Annotated in this window: 17 protein-coding genes and 1 tRNA gene; 12 read left to right on the forward strand and 6 right to left on the reverse strand. The window is 41.4% G+C overall.

Going from position 1 to position 19,392, the window contains the following annotated elements:
* Positions 1-49 precede the first annotated feature (49 nt).
* The 4 genes from trpCF to FCN25_RS17705 are packed head-to-tail and all read right to left on the reverse strand — an operon-like array spanning position 50 to position 4,677.
* Positions 50-1,453, reverse strand: coding sequence for a bifunctional indole-3-glycerol-phosphate synthase TrpC/phosphoribosylanthranilate isomerase TrpF (gene trpCF / locus FCN25_RS17690; RefSeq protein WP_137226716.1), 1,404 nt, complete (start codon positions 1,451-1,453; stop codon positions 50-52).
* Entirely contained in the window at positions 1,446-2,489 is a 1,044-nt protein-coding gene (gene trpD, locus FCN25_RS17695; RefSeq protein ID WP_137226717.1) for an anthranilate phosphoribosyltransferase, read from the reverse strand. The genes trpCF and trpD overlap by 8 nt, the downstream gene beginning before the upstream one ends.
* Entirely contained in the window at positions 2,489-3,091 is a 603-nt protein-coding gene (locus FCN25_RS17700) for an aminodeoxychorismate/anthranilate synthase component II (RefSeq protein WP_137227463.1), read from the reverse strand. The genes trpD and FCN25_RS17700 overlap by 1 nt, the downstream gene beginning before the upstream one ends.
* A 29-nt stretch (positions 3,092-3,120) precedes the next feature.
* Positions 3,121-4,677: an anthranilate synthase component 1 gene (locus FCN25_RS17705; RefSeq protein WP_137227464.1), complete on the reverse strand. Its 1,557-nt coding sequence runs from the start codon at positions 4,675-4,677 to the stop codon at positions 3,121-3,123.
* A 463-nt stretch (positions 4,678-5,140) separates the two neighbouring features.
* Between FCN25_RS17705 and FCN25_RS17710 the strand changes: the two genes are divergently transcribed.
* From FCN25_RS17710 to scpB, 4 genes are read left to right on the forward strand one after another with little or no spacing between them, the layout of a single operon-like run.
* Positions 5,141-6,001 carry a PHP domain-containing protein gene (locus FCN25_RS17710; RefSeq protein ID WP_137226718.1) on the forward strand — a complete coding sequence of 287 codons (861 nt, stop codon included), beginning with the start codon at positions 5,141-5,143 and terminating at the stop codon, positions 5,999-6,001.
* Positions 5,998-6,618, forward strand: a complete 621-nt coding sequence (locus FCN25_RS17715) for an L-threonylcarbamoyladenylate synthase (protein ID WP_137226719.1) — start codon at positions 5,998-6,000, stop codon at positions 6,616-6,618. The genes FCN25_RS17710 and FCN25_RS17715 overlap by 4 nt, the downstream gene beginning before the upstream one ends.
* A gap of 33 nt (positions 6,619-6,651) precedes the next feature.
* The gene (locus FCN25_RS17720; RefSeq protein ID WP_137226720.1) at positions 6,652-7,440 is read left to right on the forward strand and encodes a ScpA family protein; all 789 of its coding nucleotides are present in this window, start codon (positions 6,652-6,654) and stop codon (positions 7,438-7,440) included.
* Between the two features lie 23 nt (positions 7,441-7,463).
* A complete protein-coding gene (gene scpB / locus FCN25_RS17725) occupies positions 7,464-8,096 on the forward strand; it encodes an SMC-Scp complex subunit ScpB (protein ID WP_137226721.1) in 633 nt (210 codons plus the stop codon).
* 109 nt (positions 8,097-8,205) lie between these two features.
* Here scpB and FCN25_RS17730 read toward each other — a convergent pair whose 3' ends face one another.
* Positions 8,206-9,129, reverse strand: a complete 924-nt coding sequence (locus FCN25_RS17730; RefSeq protein ID WP_137226722.1) for a LysR family transcriptional regulator — start codon at positions 9,127-9,129, stop codon at positions 8,206-8,208.
* A gap of 192 nt (positions 9,130-9,321) precedes the next feature.
* Between FCN25_RS17730 and FCN25_RS17735 the strand changes: the two genes are divergently transcribed.
* The 5 genes from FCN25_RS17735 (at position 9,322) to FCN25_RS17755 (ending at position 15,634) form a co-directional block, all read left to right on the forward strand.
* Positions 9,322-10,401, forward strand: coding sequence for an efflux RND transporter periplasmic adaptor subunit (locus FCN25_RS17735; protein ID WP_137226723.1), 1,080 nt, complete (start codon positions 9,322-9,324; stop codon positions 10,399-10,401).
* Between the two features lie 3 nt (positions 10,402-10,404).
* On the forward strand, positions 10,405-13,470 hold the full coding sequence (locus FCN25_RS17740; RefSeq protein ID WP_137227465.1) for an efflux RND transporter permease subunit: 3,066 nt from the start codon (positions 10,405-10,407) through the stop codon (positions 13,468-13,470).
* Between the two features lie 464 nt (positions 13,471-13,934).
* Positions 13,935-14,807, forward strand: coding sequence for a 23S rRNA pseudouridine(2605) synthase RluB (rluB, locus tag FCN25_RS17745; RefSeq protein ID WP_137226724.1), 873 nt, complete (start codon positions 13,935-13,937; stop codon positions 14,805-14,807).
* Positions 14,808-15,002: 195 nt separating this feature from the next.
* Positions 15,003-15,332, forward strand: coding sequence for a hypothetical protein (locus FCN25_RS17750; protein WP_137226725.1), 330 nt, complete (start codon positions 15,003-15,005; stop codon positions 15,330-15,332).
* 216 nt (positions 15,333-15,548) lie between these two features.
* Positions 15,549-15,634, forward strand: a tRNA-Leu gene (locus FCN25_RS17755).
* A 281-nt stretch (positions 15,635-15,915) separates the two neighbouring features.
* Here FCN25_RS17755 and FCN25_RS17760 read toward each other — a convergent pair.
* Positions 15,916-16,191 (reverse strand): HU family DNA-binding protein, encoded by a 276-nt coding sequence (locus FCN25_RS17760; protein WP_137226726.1) that lies wholly within the window; start codon positions 16,189-16,191, stop codon positions 15,916-15,918.
* 338 nt (positions 16,192-16,529) lie between these two features.
* Here FCN25_RS17760 and FCN25_RS17765 point away from each other — a divergent pair, with 338 nt between their 5' ends.
* The 3 genes from FCN25_RS17765 (at position 16,530) to rplY (ending at position 19,368) form a co-directional block, all read left to right on the forward strand.
* Entirely contained in the window at positions 16,530-17,891 is a 1,362-nt protein-coding gene (locus tag FCN25_RS17765) for a murein L,D-transpeptidase (RefSeq protein ID WP_254693677.1), read from the forward strand.
* 255 nt (positions 17,892-18,146) lie between these two features.
* Positions 18,147-18,698, forward strand: coding sequence for a DUF882 domain-containing protein (locus FCN25_RS17770; protein WP_137226728.1), 552 nt, complete (start codon positions 18,147-18,149; stop codon positions 18,696-18,698).
* Between the two features lie 382 nt (positions 18,699-19,080).
* Positions 19,081-19,368, forward strand: coding sequence for a 50S ribosomal protein L25 (rplY, locus tag FCN25_RS17775; protein WP_137226729.1), 288 nt, complete (start codon positions 19,081-19,083; stop codon positions 19,366-19,368).
* Positions 19,369-19,392 lie beyond the last annotated feature (24 nt).

Here is a 19,392-nt window from a genome sequence, read left to right on the forward strand (position 1 = left end):
CCTTCGAGTAATCATGTTTTTAACTAAAAATAGTGTCGTAAATATAAAATTAATTACGGCGTAATTGGGTAAATGCGGCAATGAGTTTTTGGTGGTCTTTATGTCCAGGGCTAGATTCTACTCCTGAATTTAAGTCGACCCCATAAAATCCTTGCTGGCTTGCAAGATAAACATTGTCTGGGGTTAATCCACCCGCCAACATCGCATCTTGTTTATCATCAATATCGGCTTGCCAATTAAATGTTTGTCCTGTGCCGCCAAATTGTTGTGCTGATTTGCTATCGTATAAATAACGATTGGCACCCGCTGGCTTTTGGCTCATTTCGCCACTTTGACTATCAACAGCGACGGCTTTCCAAATCTCAGTGCTGAGTTGTTGTTGAGCCAGTAATGCTGTTAACTGTTTTATTTCAAGTTCAGTTTCATCGCCATGTAATTGCACCGCAAATAATTCAAGTTTTTTGGCTAAGTTGGCAATGTCAGCAACGGGATGATTAACAAATACCCCCACCATATTTAAGCCAATATTGCGTTGGTGCATTTGTGCGACTAACTCAGTTGCCACTTCAGGAGTAACCGCTCTTGGTGATTTAGGATGGAATATTAATCCGCCAAACACGGCACCTGCCTTTGCGACTGCCTCAATATCGTCAATTTGAGTTAAACCACAGACTTTATTGTTACCAAAAACAAGTTGTCTGCACGCTAAATCAATATCGTGTTGCGCCATAATGGAACTGCCAACAAGGTAACCGTCTACTAATGGATTTAAACGACGAGTTTGCTGGTGGTTGTAAATTCCCGATTCGCTTATCACTACTCTGTCTGCAGGGATCTGTGGTGCTAATAACTCTGTTGTCGCAAGATCCGTGCTTAAGTCGCGTAAATTGCGGTTGTTAATACCAATAATCGGCGCATTAAGATCAATTGCCCGAGCCAATTCAGCTTCGTTACTGACTTCGGTTAAGGCATCCAATTGATATTTTGCGGCTTCATCGGCTAATAAACGATATTGTGCATCATCAAGTACTGACAACATCAGCAATATGGCATCTGCGCCTTGATGGGCTGCCAATTTTACTTGGTATGGGTCGACAAAAAAGTCTTTACAGATAATCGGTTGAGTTACCCTTGCGCGCACTTTTGGAATGTAGTCCATGTCACCTTGGAAAAACTGTTCGTCGGTGAGCACTGAAATACCTGCAGCGTAATGAACATAAATATCTGCAATGGCTTCAACATCAAACACTGGACGAATAAGCCCTTTAGAAGGGCTGGCCTTTTTACATTCAAAGATGAACTGAGCATTAGGCGCTTTTAGGGCGTCATATAAACTACGATCTGATATTTTAGGCTGTAAACTGGCTTCTGGAAAACGCAGTTTAAGTGCGGCAATATGCGCCACTTTTGTATCAACAATACGGGTTAGTACATTACTTTCTGGCTTACTCATTATGTTCTCCAGCTTGGCTCGCGGCAGCTAAATCGGTTAATAAGGTAAAGGCTGCACCGCCCGCAAGTGTATCAAGCGCTAGTTGAGTGCCCGCTTGAACTGAGTCGCAAACACCACTGATATACAAAGCACAACCGGCATTAATGGCCACCGCATCTCGATGAGCTGGCAGGCCTTTGCCTTGTAAAATGGCTTGGGTTATTAAGGCATTGTCTGCCGGTTCGCCACCCGTTAGCTGTGCTATGTCTGCACGTTCAACCCCTAGATCTTCAGGGCTCAGCTGGTAAGTACGCACTACACCGTCTTTTAGTTCTGCCACATGAGTATTATCGTGAAGGGCTACTTCATCTAAGCCACTGCCATAAACCACCATAGCGCGTTTTACCCCAAGGGCATGCAGCACGTGGGCAATGGGTTCAATAAGTTCAAGTGTGTAAACACCTAGTAACATAAACTCTGGGCTGGCAGGGTTAATTAGCGGGCCTAGCACATTAAAAATGGTTCGCGTTTTTAACGCTTGCCTTACTGGCACTGCATGTTTAACTCCACCATGGTAATGCGGTGCGAATAAAAAGCATAAACCGAGTTTATCTAAACATTGGCTTGCTGCTTCTGGTTCCATGGTGAGTGCGATACCGCAATGAGACAATAAGTCGGAAGAACCAGACTTACTTGATACGCTGCGGTTACCGTGTTTCGCCACTCTTGCGCCCGCTGCAGCAGCAACAAACGCGGCAGTGGTTGATATATTAATGGTGTTGTAACCATCACCACCCGTACCAACAATATCAACAATACCAGTGTGTTTTGAGGCATCGCTACGTGGGAATGCTTTGGCTGCTTGGCGTAATGCGTCCGCGGCTCCAGCTATTTCATCAATGGTTTCGCCGCGCATTTTCAGCGCCACTAACATACCCGCCATTGTTGCTGGTTGCATATCACCTTGAATAATAGCGCTAAACACTTGTGCCATTTGCTCGCGATCTAACGACTTACCTTGGTAAAGGCGGTCAAATAAAGCTTGTAGATTATCCATTATGCGCCTCCAGCAAAAGTATGTTCTTGGGTTAAGTAGGCCAATGTTTGTGTCAGTAATTGGCTGCCTAATGTGGTTAAAATGGATTCTGGATGAAATTGAAAACCGATTGCTTGATCTTGTGGGTGCTGTATTGCCATTGGCATGCCATCTGTTGTGGCAATAATGTCTAAGCATTCAGGTACTATTGTCGCCACTAAGCTATGATAACGGGCAACTGGTAATGGTGAGGGTAAATTGGCAAATACACCTTGACCATTATGGAAGGTCGGACTGGCTTTACCGTGGACCACAAATGGCGCGCGCTCAACTTTTCCGCCATAGTATTCAACCATTGCTTGTTGACCTAAACAAATGCCAAGCATCGGCACTTTTCCTGCCACTTTACCTATTAACTCCATCATGCAGCCAGCTTCATGAGGTGCACCTGGTCCAGGTGATAATACTAATGCTGTTTTACCCGTTTCATTCATCAGCTTTTCAGCGACATAATCGGCACTGACATCATTACGATAAATGATCACTTCACAGCCAAGGCTGCGGAATTGGTCGACGAGGTTGTAAGTAAACGAATCGAAGTTATCGAGTAAGTATATTTTCATCTGTTGATCAGTTTGTGTGGTTGCGTTGCTCATAGACCACCTCCCATTTTTATCGCTGAGATCACCGCTTGGGCTTTTTGACGAGTTTCATCTGCTTCGGCTTGGGGATCTGAATCAAACACCACTCCTGCACCCGCTTGTATATGGGCAACATCATTTTTAACAAAAGCGGAACGAATAACAATGCAGGTGTCCATATCGCCTAAACCATTGAGGTAACCTACTGCGCCACCATAACTACCACGGCGAGCTTGTTCTGCTTGGCGAACTAATTGTGATGCACGTACTTTTGGTGCGCCAACTAAAGTGCCCATGTTCATACAGGCTTGATAAGCGTGTAGGGCATCTAAATCTAAGCGTAACTGACCGGTAACGCGACTGACTAAATGCATCACATGCGAATAACGATCGACTTTTAATAGTTCTGTGACTTTACGGCTACCGCTTTGGCTGATGCGGGCGATGTCATTACGAGCTAAATCGACCAGCATTAGATGTTCAGACAACTCTTTCTTATCTAGACGCAGTTCAAGTTCGATACGGCTATCTAGGTCGAAATCAATTTCACCTTGGGCATTCTTGCCACGCTGACGTGTACCAGCAATGGGGTAAACTTCAACTTGATTACTGGCGGCATCGTATTTAAGGGCACTTTCTGGTGATGCGCCAAATAAGGTGAAGTCAGGGCCTCTGAAATAGAACATATAAGGGCTTGGGTTGGTGAGTCTCAATGCTCGGTATGCCCCGATGGTATTAGGGCAGGGTAGGCTGAAGCAACGAGATGGCACCACTTGAAAAATATCACCTGCGACAATGTGTTCTTTTAAATCAATAACCGTTTGCTTAAATTGTTCGTCAGTGATGTTGACTATTGCGTCGGTTGCTACTGGTACTAACGGTTCAATATCATCTAATTGTGCACATTGTTGTATGACATGTTGAACTTGCTGAGAGAGTTGGTTTTTAATGTCTGTATCTTGACTAAATTGATGACTGACAATCTCAGCTTGTTGAGTTTGATGGTCTATTAAAATAAGCGTCTCAGCAAGATAGAATAAGTAGTCGGGGCAGTCATTATGCGCATTGGGCGCCGCTGGAAGTGGCTCCACTGTATCAATCAAGTCATATGCTAATACGCCACCTAAAAATAAATCTTCAAATTTAAGCGGATTATTGGTTTGAATGTGTTTGATAAACATTCTTAAGCCATCAAGAGGCGACGTAGACTTTAAGCGTGCATCTTCGTCTTGTAATTCGGTGGCCTTTTTCAACGTGATGATTAAGGTATCATTATCTCGTTGTTGCTCTGCATCATTGAAAAAGTTGGCAATTGGCGCTAACAAGGCCACGCCATTGTGAGTTAATGCGCTAAACGTAAGTTGATAACCGTCACAACGGATCATCATAGCAGCATGAGTTAATACGATGCTTTTTAAGTGGTCTTTACTTTCGACCTCAGCTGATTCTAATAACATGGTATGCGGCGCGTTGCCGGTAACTTGCTGATACAGCTTTAGCGGATCAGTGTGGTAGGTTAACGGCTGTGTTTGCGTGGTAACCTGAGCGAGCTGGTTTAGTTTGGTCATTGTTGTAGTCACTGTGTAGCCGCTCCCTGTGTCATTGTATTATTCATTTGTTGGCCTTTAAATGTAGTGTAACCCGAGTGACAATGTTGAATGGGCCAAATAACAAGAAAGCCCACATCTCTGCGGGCTTTCTGGTAAAATCTTGTCTCTTAAAAATGAGCACAACGCTTCACACAACCCGTTAATTTGGGAAGTGCCACCACCAAGTAATGTGTAATGAAGCAAAACAGTGTGTCATTGTTAATAGCATCTTGAGTTGGTATTTAATACCTATAGGAAAACCCAGCTGGAGATTAATGTCAATTGAATATTTCTCAAAAGTTGTTAAAAAATGATAATCAGGATAAATCTGGTCTATTTATTGAGCGTTTTAACTAACTAAAGAGCAAAAAAGTTATCAATTGCCATCATTTATTCATAAATCCAAGCAGTATTTATACCGCTACTCTTGTACAATAACCATATGATTACAGAGACTCTCTTGGCCGATCTTCACAGCCACACGACCGCATCAGATGGTCAACTAACACCAACAGAATTATTAACTCGCGCTATTGAAAAAGGCGTTGAGATGTTTGCTATTACTGATCACGACACTGTCGGCGGATTAGCAGAAGCGCATCTTGCTAATAAAGCACATGAGACGCCTTTAAAACTCATCAACGGTTGTGAGATTTCAACTCGTTGGAACAGTTTTGACATTCATATTGTTGGATTAAACTTGGATATTGCTCACACGGGATTGCTCGAGTTTTTAATTCATCAACGCCAATTGCGTGAAGTGCGAGCCCAAGAGATCGGCGAACGTTTAGCTAAAGCTGGTATTGAAGGCGCCTATGAAGGGGCCAAAGCTATTGCAGGCGATGCCGCACTGAGTCGAGGTCATTATGCTAGATGGCTAGCTAATAATGGGCATGCTTCAGATATGCCTAGTGTATTTAAACGTTATTTGGCACGCGGTAAAACGGGCTATGTACCCAATAATTGGGGCGACATGACCAATGCGATAGAACATATTCATCAAGCGGGTGGCGTAGCAGTATTAGCCCACCCTAGCGGTTACAAATTATCGGCCAAATGGCTTAAACGCTTAGTGCGTGAATTTGCAGAGGCCGGTGGCGATGCGATTGAAGTTATTTTAGGCCAGCAAACATTAGACGACCGTAATAATTTGATCGCATTAAGTAAGCAAAATAACCTACTTGCTTCTGTGGGGAGCGATTTTCACTTTCCCAGTAATTGGATCGAGCTAGGTAAAAACTTATTCCAACCTCAAGGTGTGGAATGGGTTTGGCAATCACAACATTGGACGGAAAGAGCATGAGTCAATTTTTTTATATTCATGATGAGAACCCACAAGCTCGGTTAATAAACCAAGTGGTGGATATTCTTAAACAAGGCGGAGTCATTGTTTATCCTACAGACTCAGGTTATGCATTAGGTTGTATGATTGGTGAAAAAAATGCCATGACGCGTATGGCACGTATCCGCCAGATTGAAAACGACGCTAATTTTTCATTAATGTGCCGGGATTTATCTGAGTTGGCTAATTTTGCCCGCGTTGATAACCAAGCATACCGTCTATTAAAAAGTTGTATGCCTGGGCCATATACGTTTATTTTCAAAGCGACAAAAGAAGTACCTCGTCGTTTACAATGTGACAAAAAACGTACCATTGGTATCCGTGTTCCGAATAATATTATAGCGTTGGCAATACTTGAAGCATTGGGTGAGCCGATGATGACCACCAGTTTGGTGATGCCAAATGAACAATTTGCCGAGTCAGATCCAGAGCATATTCGCGATATACTCGATCACCAGGTAGACGGTATAATTCATGGCGGTTATTTACCTGAAAATCAAACCACTGTAATTGATATGTCTGAAGGTGAAATGGTGATATTACGTCATGGTGCTGGCGATACCAGTGCATTTGAATAAACTCACACTATTGATAAATAGCCAAGGATAAACATGCAAGGCAGTCAGCAAAGCCTGCCATTGGCAGTAATACGTGGCGAAGTGCTTGAAAGCATGCCGTTAGACTTGTTTATTCCACCAGAGGCCTTAGAGGTGTTTCTTGAAACATTCGAAGGCCCACTGGATCTATTATTATATCTAATCCGTAAGCAAAAATTGGATGTGGTTGATTTACCCATCCAACAAATTACCCAACAATATTTAATTTATATCGACATTCTTACTGAAGCTCGGATAGAACTTGCTGCCGATTATTTGGTGATGGCGGCAACGTTGGCAGAGATTAAATCGCGGTTATTATTGCCTAAAATGGCTAATGAAGATGACGAGGAGGAAGATCCTCGTGTGGTACTTATACGGCAATTAAAAGCCTATGAAGTGATCAAACAAGCGGCTGCTGATATTGATGCATTACCGCGTATTGAGCGCGATGTATTTCAGGCATCTGTTACTGCCGCGCCAGATATTAAACCAGTGATAGTGCCGCCAGATGTCTCGTTGGTGGATATTGCCCGTGCGTTTGGCGAAGTGCTGAAACGCATAGATGCCAACGAAGATCATCATGTTAAACGTGAACATTTATCAACACGGGAACGTATGAGCCAAATTTTAGCTAAGTTATCCAGTACTGAATACATTGGTTTTGAGTGCTTGTTTGATGTCAGCGAAGGCCGTGCTGGTGTTGTGGTGAGCTTTTTAGCGCTAATGGAGTTAGTCAAAGAGTTATTAGTTGAGCTAGTACAAAATGAACCCTTTTCGCCAATTTATGTAAAAGCTTTTTAACTCACTTATATTCGAAGAGATCCATGAAGCCAATTAATCCCATCCAGCTTAAGCAACTTATTGAAGCCAGTTTATTTGTCTTAGGTAAGCCGTTGTCGGTAAAAGTTATCAAAGAAACTGTGTTAGCTGAGTTTAGTGTGTCACGCTCGCGGATTCAGGAAACGCTAGATGAATTACAACTCGATTATCAAGACCGGGGCGTACAACTGGTTAAAATAGCCAGTGGTTATCGATTTCAAACTCAAGAAATACTCAGTCCATTTTTACAACCATTATGGCAAGACAAAGCACCTAAATACTCGCGAGCGACACTTGAAACCTTGGCTGTTATTGCATATCGCCAACCTGTTACGCGCGGCGATATTGAAAATATCAGAGGTGTTGCCATTAGCAGCAATATTATTAAAAGTTTAGTGGATAGAAATTGGATTAAAGCTGTTGGCCATAAAGAAGTACCGGGTAGGCCGTCATTATATGCAACCACCAGTGCATTTCTTGATTATTTCAATTTAAGCAAACTGGCAGATTTACCTGCATTAACTGATGCCAGCTCTTTACATGCGTTATTTGAAAAAGCCCAGTTAGCGATGGATGAGCCCGAAGATGAGGCCAATAGTGAAGACAGCACCGAAGATGGCCTCAATAATGTTGAATAAATTCAAGGGCGCTATTACGACCATCAACAAAGGTTTCATCTGTGTTTAGGTATCAGTAATACAATTGTTCAAATGACAACAATGTAAACCAGATACATTAGCCGCTGGATTAAATCCATGTCTTATTATTGATGACCACGGTTTCGGTTGTTTGAGTGGATGACTCGGTAAGCATATAATCAAGTAAGCGTTGTCCAGCTAGGCTTAAAAAGCGCCTTGATGGGTACACTAAAAATACTACGCCAATGTAGGGGGGCAAATCATCAAATAAACGCACTAATTTCCCTTGTTGTATGTCTTCTATACATAAACCTTGTGGTAAGTAACCGATCCCTCGACCTAACCTAGTCGCTTCATAGGCAAGTTGAATACTATTAGTGCATAAATTGCCTTTAACGGCTTGCATGGCATCATTTGCTAGCGGCACTTGACTAAAGGTTTTCCCATTGGGGAAGCGAAATAAAATTGAGTTATGCTGTTCAATATCAGTTATGGTCACTGGCATACCCGCTTTATCCAGATATTCAGGGCTGGCAAAGAAACACATTTCTTCACTGATAATGGGCTTTGCCACCATATCTAATTCAGTAAACGTTTCGTTGACCATAAATGCGATATCAATATTATTTCGTACCATATCTAATGGTTCAGTGCTGGTGATTATTTCAATCGAAAACTTGGGGTTTTGATCCATAAAGGCAAAAATTTTATTAACTACATCCATTATCTGTGGAATTGGAAACATCAAAATACGTAAATGGCCGGTTAATTCCGCCTTGTTGTCGGTAATGTGGGAGAGGGTTTGTTCTAGATCCGCTAGCATCACCAAGGTTTTTTCGTAGAAATGACTGCCCGCTGAGGTCAGTGTTATGGCGCGGCTTTGACGATGAAATAGCTTTAAATTTAATGATTCTTCTAATGATTGCAACCGTCTACTGACGGTCGATTTAGGTAAATTCAACAAATTAGCGGCTTCAAGTATGCTGCCTGTTTCGACAATTCGATGAAATAATGCAATGTCTTCGGTTTTCATATTGATTGCTCGGATTATGCTTGATAAGTCAAACTCAAATAATGGGATTGATGTTCCCAAATAAACCCGTTTATTGCAACTATAATTCAGCGTATGGTTCGGCGTAATTGTCTATAAACTGTTGTCTCTAAAAAGGGGCAATTGAGTTGTAACCCAGTCTGTTTAAATTTCTGTCATCAAGGATCAGAATCGATGAGATATCACTTAACATTGCCGTTGGCATTGCTTATTTCTACTGTTTTAGCTGGTTGTGCACCGGCCGAAATTGTCGTACAAGAAGTACTTGTGCGTCCCGTAAAATTGTTTGAAGTGGCGACCTCTGCAGGTAATACTGTCCGCCAATTTCCTGCGAGAGTAGAAGCTAACAGTCGTGCAGAATTATCATTTCGGATATCAGGTCAATTGGTTAGACTCGATCTTGTTGAAGGGCAGCACGTTAAACAAGGTTTTTTATTGGCTCAATTAGATGATCGCGATGCGCATAATAATTTAATGACTCGTGAAGCTGAGTATGACTTGATGTTAGCTGATTTTACCCGTAATCAAACTTTATTAGATCGTAAACTGATTTCTCAAGCTTTATTCGACAGCAGTAAAGCTCAACTTAAATCAGCTAAAGCAGCCCTTGCGGCAGCTAATGATCAAGTTAGTTATACGCGTTTAGAAGCCCCTTTTAGTGGGACTATCGCAAAACGATTAGTGGATAATCATCAAATTGTACAAGCTAATCAAGGCGTTTTGACGCTGCAAAATAACCAATTACTTGATGTCACGATTCAAGTACCAGAAGCAATGGCGGCAGTATTGACTCAAGATATTGCCCATGGTTTAGCTGCGAAAGTGCGGTTTAGTGCACTAGACGGTATGTCGTTCGATGCTAAATTTAAAGAATATTCAACCCAAGTCACTCCCGGCACCCAAGCTTATGAAGTGGTCTTTTCATTACCACAACCTAAGAATGTGCAATTACTGCCTGGTATGAGTGCTGAGTTGACGCTAGCAACCATCAATGAGTCATCACAAGGCTTTACCGCGATAGTGCCTATTTCTGCAGTAGACAAACAAGATGAAAGTGGTGATGTGATGGTTTGGCGTTATCAAGCTGAAAGTGGTGACATTAATCCAGTGAAAGTCACCCTGGGTCGAGTTAGCAATAATGGCGTAGAAGTATTAACCGGGTTGGAAAAAGGCGATGTTATTGTTGCTGCCGGTTTGTCGCAATTATCTGAAGGCATGAAAGTAAAGCCTTTACGCTGGCAACGAGGAGTGTAGTTGATGAATGTTGCTGAGTATTCCATCAATCACAAAGTGATTAGCTGGATGTTTGCGTTTTTGCTGCTTATTGGTGGCAGTGTGGCATTTACCGGATTAGGACAACTAGAATTTCCTGAATTTACCATTAAACAAGCATTGGTTATCACCGCTTACCCAGGTGCATCGCCCGAACAAGTTGAAGAAGAAGTGACCTTGCCACTTGAAGATGCTTTGCAGCAGCTTGATGGCATTAAGCATATCACCTCTATCAATAGCGCTGGATTATCACAAATTCAGGTAGAAATTAAAGACAGTTATGACAAGCATCGCTTACCCCAAGTATGGGATGAGTTGCGTCGAAAAGTTAACGACACCATAGGCCTATTACCACCGGGAACGGCCAAACCCAAAGTGATTGATGACTTTGGTGATGTTTACGGTATTTTACTTAACTTATCAGGTAACGATTTTAGCAACCGAGAGCTGACCAATTATTCAGATTATTTACGTCGTGAATTAGTATTGGTTCCCGGAGTTAAAAAGGTGTCAGTAGTAGGCAACTTGACTGAGCAAGTTGTCATTGAAATTTCTCAGCAAAAACTCTCGGCTTTAGGGTTAGACCAAAACTACATTTATGGATTGGTGAACAATCAAAACGTGGTATCAAATGCTGGCAGTGTTGTCATTGGTGATAATCGCATTCGCTTGCATCCTACTGGCGAGTTTAGTTCAGTGGAGGAATTGTCTCGTTTAGTGGTTAGCTCACCGGGTAGCACTGAGCTTATCTACTTAGGTGATATTGCCAATATTGAAAAAGACTACGAAGATACGCCGAGTGTGTTGTACCACAACAGAGGTGAGTCGGCGTTATCACTGGGTATTTCTTTTTCCAGTGGAGTAAATGTAGTCGATGTCGGTCAACGTGTTAGCGAACGTTTAGTTGAAATAGAATCACAGCGACCATTAGGGATGAACCTTGATACGGTTTATAACCAAAGTTTAGCTGTGGATGACACTGTGCAAGGTTTTTTGATTAACCTGCTTGAATCGATTGCGATTGTTATCGCAGTGTTATTGTTGTTTATGGGCCTAAGATCGGGTCTATTAATGGGCCTCATTCTACTACTCACTATTCTGGGTACTTTTATTATTATGAAAGTATTAGATATTGAATTGCAGCTGATCTCTCTTGGTGCCCTCATTATTGCATTAGGCATGTTGGTCGATAATGCGATTGTTGTGACTGAAGGTATTTTAATTGGCTTACAGCGTGGTAAAACCCGTTTAGAAGCTGCCAAACAAGTTGTGTCGCAAACGCAGTGGCCATTGTTGGGGGCAACGGTAATAGCCATTATAGCTTTTGCACCGATTGGTTTGTCACAAAATGCGGCTGGTGAGTTTTGTCGTTCATTATTTCAAGTGTTGATGATTTCACTGTTTATCAGTTGGATAACGGCAATTACCTTAACACCCTTTTTCTGTAATTTGTTGTTCAAAGATGCTTCAACGCAAGCTGAACAAACCGATCCCTATAAAGGTTGGCTGTTTACCACTTATCGAAGTTTTCTTTATTTTGTTCTGCGTTTTCGTTTGGTGACATTATCAATTGTATTGGCAATGTTAGTGACCGCAGTGATCGGCTTTGGTCACATTAAAAACGTATTTTTTCCTGCATCGAACACGCCAATATTTTTTGTTGATGTATGGATGCCTGAAGGGACAGACATAAAAGCCACTGAACGTTTTACTAGCGAAATTGAGAAAAAACTGCTGCAAGAAAGTGAACACAATGATACTGGTTTAGTGCATCTTACTTCAGTGATTGGCCAAGGTGCGCAGCGTTTTGTGTTACCTTATCAACCAGAAAAAGGTTATCCAGCCTTTGCCCAGCTAATCATTGAAATGCGCGATTTAGCCGCGGTTGAAGCTTATAAACCACAACTTGAACAATTATTAAATAGTCATTTTCCACAAGCTCAATATCGCTTAAAAAATATGGAAAACGGTCCGTCACCAGCGGCTAAAATTGAAGCTCGTTTCTACGGTGAAGACCCTCAAGTACTGCGTCGTTTAGCAATACAAGCAGAAACAATCTTCCGCAATGAACCTACAATGGACGGTGTTCGTCACAATTGGCGTAATCAAGTCCCGGTGATCCGTCCGCAACTGCAAAATGCGCAAGCGCGTGAAACGGGGATTAGTAAGCAAGATTTAGATAACGCTTTACTGGTTAACTTTAGCGGCAAACAAATCGGCTTATATCGTGAGACTAGCCATTTATTACCGATTGTCGCTCGAGCTCCCGCTACTGAACGTTTGCAAGCCGATAGCTTGTGGAAAATGCAAATATGGAGCACAGAGAACAATATCTTTGTTCCTGCATCGCAAGTGGTTAGCGAATTCAGTACCGAATGGGAAAACCCTTTAATTATGCGCCGTGACCGTATTCGTATGTTGGCGGTATTGGCAGATCCTAAATTGGGATCTGACGAAACAGCAGACTCGGTGCATAAAAAAGTGAGAAGCAAAGTTGAGGATATTAAGCTACCCGCAGGTTATCGCTTAGAATGGGGCGGGGAGTTTGAATCAGCAGGTGAGGCACAAACTGCGGTATTTAGTTCAATTCCTTTGGGCTATTTAGGAATGTTCTTAATCACCGTTTTTCTGTTTAATTCGGTTCGACAACCCTTGGTTATTTGGTTCACTGTGCCATTAGCGGTCATCGGCGTTTCAGCTGGTTTGTTGATATTTGATGCCCCATTCAGCTTTATGGCATTACTGGGGTTACTGAGCCTCTCAGGGATGGTCATCAAAAATGGTATTGTGTTGGTTGATCAAATCAATATTGAACTTGATGAAGGTAAAGAGCCCGGATTTGCACTGGTTGATTCGTGCGTGAGCCGTGTTCGCCCTGTGATGATGGCTGCGATTACCACTATGCTGGGGATGATCCCATTAATCAGTGATGCATTTTTCGGTTCTATGGCAATCACTATCATCTTTGGTTTAGGTTTCGCTTCACTATTAACCTTAGTAGTGTTACCTGTAATGTACAGCCTAGTGTTTAACCTTAAAGTGATCCGCTAAAGTGTCATATTAAACTGTTTATTAAGTGATTAAGGCTGTTGACGGATAACGTTAGCAGCCTTTTTATTGGCTGATCTATTCTGTTGGTTTTAGTGTACGCAGTAGCTAAAAGGGCTAAATAACCCTAATTCGAGATATTACTGGTGTATAAAATTATCTTGCCGTTATCTGGGTTATATCGATTCATAACAGGGCAGGTATAACGTGTTAATAAGCCTTATGAGCAAGAAAGAGTAAGTTTGATATTGGAGACATTAAATTGATTGATTTTCATGTGCTTATGTCATCTATTTTCCCTATTTAAGCTTAATGATGGTATTTTTTGCTCAGCAGCTCTATTCAGCGTATAATCTACGCACTTTTCTAAATTGTATGCGCTCCATGCGGGTACAATCCTAAAAGATAATGGAACGAGAATTAATAACATCTTGTTTTTCATATTAAATCCTTTAAAGAGTCCGCTAATGAGTGAAAAATTGCAGAAAGTCTTGGCCCGTGCAGGCCATGGCTCCCGTCGTGAGATGGAGGCATGGATTGCTGCAGGCCGAGTTAGTGTTGACGGTGAAATTGCTGGTTTAGGTGATCGTGTTGAGGTTGATGCCAAAATACGTATTGATGGCCGAGCTATTTCATTAAAATCAGCTGACGACATTATTTGTCGTGTACTGGCATACCATAAACCTGAAGGCGAAATTTGTTCGCGCAAAGATCCTGAAGGTCGTACTACCGTATTTGAACGTTTACCTAAAGTGCGCGATGCTCGTTGGGTTGCGGTAGGACGTTTAGATATCAATACTTCAGGCTTACTATTATTTACCTGTGATGGTGAATTAGCTAACCGTTTAATGCATCCTTCAAATGAAGTAGAGCGTGAATACGCTGTGCGTACTTTTGGTGAAGTGCCAGAAGCCGCAGTACAGCGTTTACGTACCGGTGTGACGTTGGAAGATGGTCCCGCACAGTTTGATAGCATTAAAGCTGCTGGTGGCGAAGGCATAAATCAATGGTGGCATGTTACCCTTCGTGAAGGACGTAATCGTGAAGTACGTCGTTTGTGGGAATCACAAGAAATCCAAGTCAGTCGTTTGATCCGCGTGCGTTATGGCCAAGTTGAATTGCCAAAAACATTACCACGAGGTGGCTGGATTGAACTGCCTATTGACCAAGTTAACTACTTACGTCAACTTGCTGGATTAGAACCTGAAACTCGCTCAGTTTTAGGTACGGACAAACACAGTGTTGCTCGTTCTAAAGTTAAAAGTGCTAAAATCCGCCGTGCTGTTCATAAGCATAAAGTGGTTGGTAAGCATGGTAAACCGACTCGTCAGCGTACCTAATATCGCGATGTAGGTTAATTTACGGAAGGTCGCAGATGCGGCCTTTTTTGTTATTTTTTTTTCAATGAAAATTAATTATTGCTTACATACTTGTCAAAAAAATTTTCTCAGATATGATTCTCAAAATTTAGACATCATTGTGCTGTTTTGAGACGATTTATGCGTCGCAGCATTTACATTGTTCATTAGGAATATATGAAAAAATTATTGTTAGGTTTATTGGTCTCGTTATTGGTAGCTTGCGCATCAGCTCCTAGCTGGCAAGGTATGTCTGAACGTGAAATTAGCCAATGGAAAGCGATAGGCTTTGATTCAACCCAAGCGCAAAATTGGCGTGTAAGAGGCTTTGGCCCGACAGAGTCAGATGGGTGGATAAAAGCCAACTTTACATTAGACACGGCAACTATTTGGGCCAAAGAAGCGTTTAATGTTGAAGAAGCGCAAGTGTGGAGTGAAGCCGGTTTTGAAATTGAAGAAGCTGTCACTAACCGCAGTAAAGGCTTAACGCCTGTGAGAGCTAATTAATCATATTCTGTGCTAAGGACTTCGTTTTGTTGTATTTTACGTCGGATTGGCGTTTTTTGAAGCATTCAGTTCGATGCAATGAATATTTTTGTTGCTTGGTCCCAAAAAATCATTAAAGTATGCACCACGTTAAACGGGACGCGAAAGCAGCTCTATTTATTTAACGTGAATGCGAATTAAGTGGCTTGATATTTTTTATCAAAACACGATAAGTTTGCCCGAGTGGTGGAATCGGTAGACACAAGGGATTTAAAATCCCTCGCTGAATAAGCGTGCCAGTTCAAGTCTGGCCTCGGGTACCATTATAATCTCTAGCAATAGAGAGTGGTGTAAAAAGCCTCAACATTAGTTGGGGCTTTTTTACACCTGAAATTTGGTTGTGAATGGTAATAAGCGATAGAAATAGTGAGAGCGATAAAAGCGAACGAGCCTTGAGCTAGGGCGCTATTTACCTCGCTAGTTCGCTGCGCGGCTATAAGAGCGGTTGATTGCAGTCATGGGAGTATAACTGGGTAACTACAGTTATAGACTCTAGTCACGAAGCATTCTAGCACCTAGGAATTTATAATCTCTGGTGCCTCAGCTAGTCGTTAATCAATGCTTTTAATACGGGAGATACTTTAAAGCTGGGTTGATTAAATCCGTCAATCTCAATGGCTTCACCCGTTTGTGGATTACGACCTACTTTAGGTAAGTGAAACCGCAATTCAAAGGTGCCGAATTGTGGAATATAAATTTTTTCACCTTCAGCTAAACCTTGATGAATAATCGCTAGGATTTGCTCTAGTTGCTGCTTAGCTTGAGTTTGCGGAATGTCCATCTTATGGGCCATGGATTGGGTTAGTTGCTTTTTATTCATGAGAATCACTTTGATTTAATACTTCTTATTCCCCTTATAACAATTCAGCATGGTCCTTCCTAGTTGTGTATAAATAAATTAATGTTAAGTGGTTACTTTTTATCTTTCTGATTGATTTTTGTGCTGATAAGTGACGTTTTGGTATTAATTTTTGTTACTTTAATGTGTCGATCATTCAAACAGTTTTATTATTTGCCATAATGTCTATATCGATTTCACTTAAGTGAAAAACATGCCAATATTGATGGGTAGCGCCAACGGGGAAGAGTATGTTCAGCAAACCTAAGCATTCTGTAATCGTAAGCATAATAAGCATAATAAGCATATTACTTTTGTGTATGTCGCCATTTACTGCGGCCAGCACTCAAGATCAATATGTGAATTTGACTCAGCACTTACAATTACAGTATTTGGCTGAGCCCACCGCACGACGTGCTCAATACTTAGCGATATTACAAACGGGTTCTGCTGCTGAACAATTAGAATATATTGATGACATTCAGCATAGTGTTGCCGATTTTTGGCATAGTAAGCAAGTGCCATTGGCATTCGACTCAATAAATGACACCGCCTCATTGTTAGAAAAAAATATTGCACTGGAACCCATCGCAGATGATTATCTTGGGGTCATAAATTCTCTACGTAAGTTAATGTGGTTGTCACAAACCCAAGATTGGCAAGCTATTGATCCTGGCGGTCTGTTGCGTCCTGGGGATAGCCACCCAAGTATTAAGCAAATTAATCAACGGTTGTGGTTATTGGGTGATGCGAACGAATATATTACTGACGAAGTTATTTATCAACCGACATTGGTACAAAGTGTTAAGCGATTTCAATCTCGTCATGGGTTAAAGGCTGATGCTGTTATTGGGCCTAAAACGTTATACTGGCTAAATCAAACTCCTTTGCAACTCGCTTCTTTATTGGCAATAAGTTTTGTTGAAAAAACGACCTATGTAAGCCAACTATCTCAGCCTTATTTGTTGATTAACATTCCCGCTTTTCAAATGGTGTTAGTTGATCACAATCAAGTGGTGTTGGCATCCAAAGTGATTGTGGGTAAGTCATATAGACAGACTCCAGTGATGAATGGGCAAATTTCAAATGTCATCATTAATCCGACTTGGACGGTTCCTCGACAGTTATTACGCCAAGACATTTTGCCGCAAATTAGGAGAAACGGTCATTACTTTGCCGATAAACATTTTGATGTGTTTGATTATGAAGGCCATCGTATTGATAAAACACCCGAACAATGGCAGCTGGCTGCAGCAGGGAAGTTCCCTTATAAAGTTGTGCAACGTCCTGGTGGTGGCAATGCATTAGGCCGTTATAAATTTTACTTTCAAAATAATCAAAGTCTGTATTTACATGATACATCAGCCCCAGAGCTGTTTTCACGTGCGGAACGAGATATATCATCAGGTTGTGTGCGAATTGAAAAAGTACAACAGTTGGCAGATTGGTTTGCAAACCACTTAGTCATTGATAAGCGTACTTGGAATCGCTTGCAGTCTAATTATACTCAAACTCAATGGTTTTCTCTATCGTCCACGTTACCTGTACACATGGTGTATTGGCGTGCTTGGGTGGATGAGCAGCAAGCCGTGCAGTATCGTGATGATATTTATCAGTTAGCACCAGCAGAACCTGTCAATTTATTAAGCCATAAAGTCTCCAAAAAAGAAATTGTGCAATAACTATCAATTAATGAAGTAAAGTTAATCACGGTTTACTTTGTCTCTAAGTAATTGAGCTTTATCACTCTATTATGCAAGAGAGCATATTTATTAAGTTACTTATATATCAGCAGACTTGCATTTATGAATATTAATGGTTAATTTATTCATCAAGTGGATAAAAAAGCAACAATTAGTTCAATAGCATTGTAAAGATGAAATTGTGATTTTGAAGCTTATATGTATTGTAATTCAGATAATTAAAGTGGTGTATAAATGACAATCGAGAGCCTAACTCGTCGGCAGTTATTATTAGGCTTAAGCGGTGCCGCAGTGGTGACTTTGTTACCTAATACCGCGCAAGCAAGTCGTTCAACTCTGGGTGTTAAAGATTTACGTTTTTATAACCTTCATACCGGTGAAAGAAGTCAGGGCAGTTTTTGGGTTGATGGTCAATATCAACCAGAGACGCTGACTGAATTTAATCATGTCCTACGTGATCATCGCCAAAACGTTGCAGCACCTATAGATAAGCGAGTATTCGAATATCTATATAAATTACAACTCGCTTTAGATCATCATGATGAAATTAATGTAATCTCTGCTTATCGTTCACCAAAAACAAATCAGATGCTTGCTTCTCGCAGTAACGGGGTTGCCAAGAAAAGTTATCATATGAAAGGCATGGCGATGGATATTGCATTACCAGGTGTGAAAACTAAGCATTTGCGTGATGCAGCCGTATCACTTAAGTTAGGCGGCGTTGGATTTTATCCTCGAGATGGTTTTGTACACATTGATTGTGGCCCCGTGAGGCGTTGGGGGTAATTCATACCAATCCCATTCAATATCTGATTAGTTCAGAGTCTCTCAGGTTTTTCAATTCAAGGCGCATTGATGTAGAAATGGTTGTTCCCTTTTAAATTGATGCAACACAGAAGTGGAATACCTGAGAGACTCCATACTGGCGGGCTTCAAAGTCCTTTATGCTTCGTTAGATACTTTCAAAATAGAATCACTATTCGTTTCAATCATCTGCCTTGCCTACAGCACTTTGAACTCCCGCTGAAATATCACATATTTAATAGGATTGGTATATCTACTTGTGGGTTTAGAGTGACTATGGTAATATCCGCGCGCTTTATTTGAGTCATCGTTGGTCGAAAATGATGACGCCTTCATACTATTTTAATTATTAAGTGAGTGACTTATGTCTTACACAATCAACGCAGAAACCCGCACAAACATCGGGAAAGGTTCGAGCCGCCGCCTACGTCATGCTGGTAAAGTTCCTGCAGTAATTTATGGTCCAGGTAAAGAGCCTGTATCAATTATGTTCGAACACAAAGCTATCGTTAACATCCAGTTAAACGATGACTTTTATACAACTGATTTAACTATCGTAATCGACGGTAAAGAAGTTATAGTTCGCACTAAAGCTATCCAACGTCATGCATTCAAGCAAATGGTTGAACATATCGACTTTATGTTTGTTTAATTGCTGAGTTGAGAAAAAGCGCCT

This window comes from Shewanella sp. MEBiC00475 (assembly GCF_005234075.1).
Lineage (GTDB): Bacteria > Pseudomonadota > Gammaproteobacteria > Enterobacterales > Shewanellaceae > Shewanella > Shewanella polaris.

Excerpts from the sequence above, each read along its gene's own strand:
- trpD (WP_137226717.1), bottom strand. The coding sequence starts at position 2,489 with ATGGATAATCTACAAGCTTTATTTGACCGCCTTTACCAAGGTAAGTCG.
- FCN25_RS17770 (WP_137226728.1), top strand. The coding sequence starts at position 18,147 with ATGACAATCGAGAGCCTAACTCGTCGGCAGTTATTATTAGGCTTAAGC.
- FCN25_RS17715 (WP_137226719.1), top strand. The coding sequence starts at position 5,998 with ATGAGTCAATTTTTTTATATTCATGATGAGAACCCACAAGCTCGGTTA.
- FCN25_RS17740 (WP_137227465.1), top strand. The coding sequence starts at position 10,405 with ATGAATGTTGCTGAGTATTCCATCAATCACAAAGTGATTAGCTGGATG.
- trpCF (WP_137226716.1), bottom strand. The coding sequence starts at position 1,453 with ATGAGTAAGCCAGAAAGTAATGTACTAACCCGTATTGTTGATACAAAA.
- rluB (WP_137226724.1), top strand. The coding sequence starts at position 13,935 with ATGAGTGAAAAATTGCAGAAAGTCTTGGCCCGTGCAGGCCATGGCTCC.
- FCN25_RS17760 (WP_137226726.1), bottom strand. The coding sequence starts at position 16,191 with ATGAATAAAAAGCAACTAACCCAATCCATGGCCCATAAGATGGACATT.
- FCN25_RS17730 (WP_137226722.1), bottom strand. The coding sequence starts at position 9,129 with ATGAAAACCGAAGACATTGCATTATTTCATCGAATTGTCGAAACAGGC.
- rplY (WP_137226729.1), top strand. The coding sequence starts at position 19,081 with ATGTCTTACACAATCAACGCAGAAACCCGCACAAACATCGGGAAAGGT.
- FCN25_RS17710 (WP_137226718.1), top strand. The coding sequence starts at position 5,141 with ATGATTACAGAGACTCTCTTGGCCGATCTTCACAGCCACACGACCGCA.
- FCN25_RS17765 (WP_254693677.1), top strand. The coding sequence starts at position 16,530 with ATGTCGCCATTTACTGCGGCCAGCACTCAAGATCAATATGTGAATTTG.
- FCN25_RS17705 (WP_137227464.1), bottom strand. The coding sequence starts at position 4,677 with ATGACCAAACTAAACCAGCTCGCTCAGGTTACCACGCAAACACAGCCG.
- FCN25_RS17750 (WP_137226725.1), top strand. The coding sequence starts at position 15,003 with ATGAAAAAATTATTGTTAGGTTTATTGGTCTCGTTATTGGTAGCTTGC.
- FCN25_RS17735 (WP_137226723.1), top strand. The coding sequence starts at position 9,322 with ATGAGATATCACTTAACATTGCCGTTGGCATTGCTTATTTCTACTGTT.
- FCN25_RS17700 (WP_137227463.1), bottom strand. The coding sequence starts at position 3,091 with ATGAAAATATACTTACTCGATAACTTCGATTCGTTTACTTACAACCTC.
- scpB (WP_137226721.1), top strand. The coding sequence starts at position 7,464 with ATGAAGCCAATTAATCCCATCCAGCTTAAGCAACTTATTGAAGCCAGT.
- FCN25_RS17720 (WP_137226720.1), top strand. The coding sequence starts at position 6,652 with ATGCAAGGCAGTCAGCAAAGCCTGCCATTGGCAGTAATACGTGGCGAA.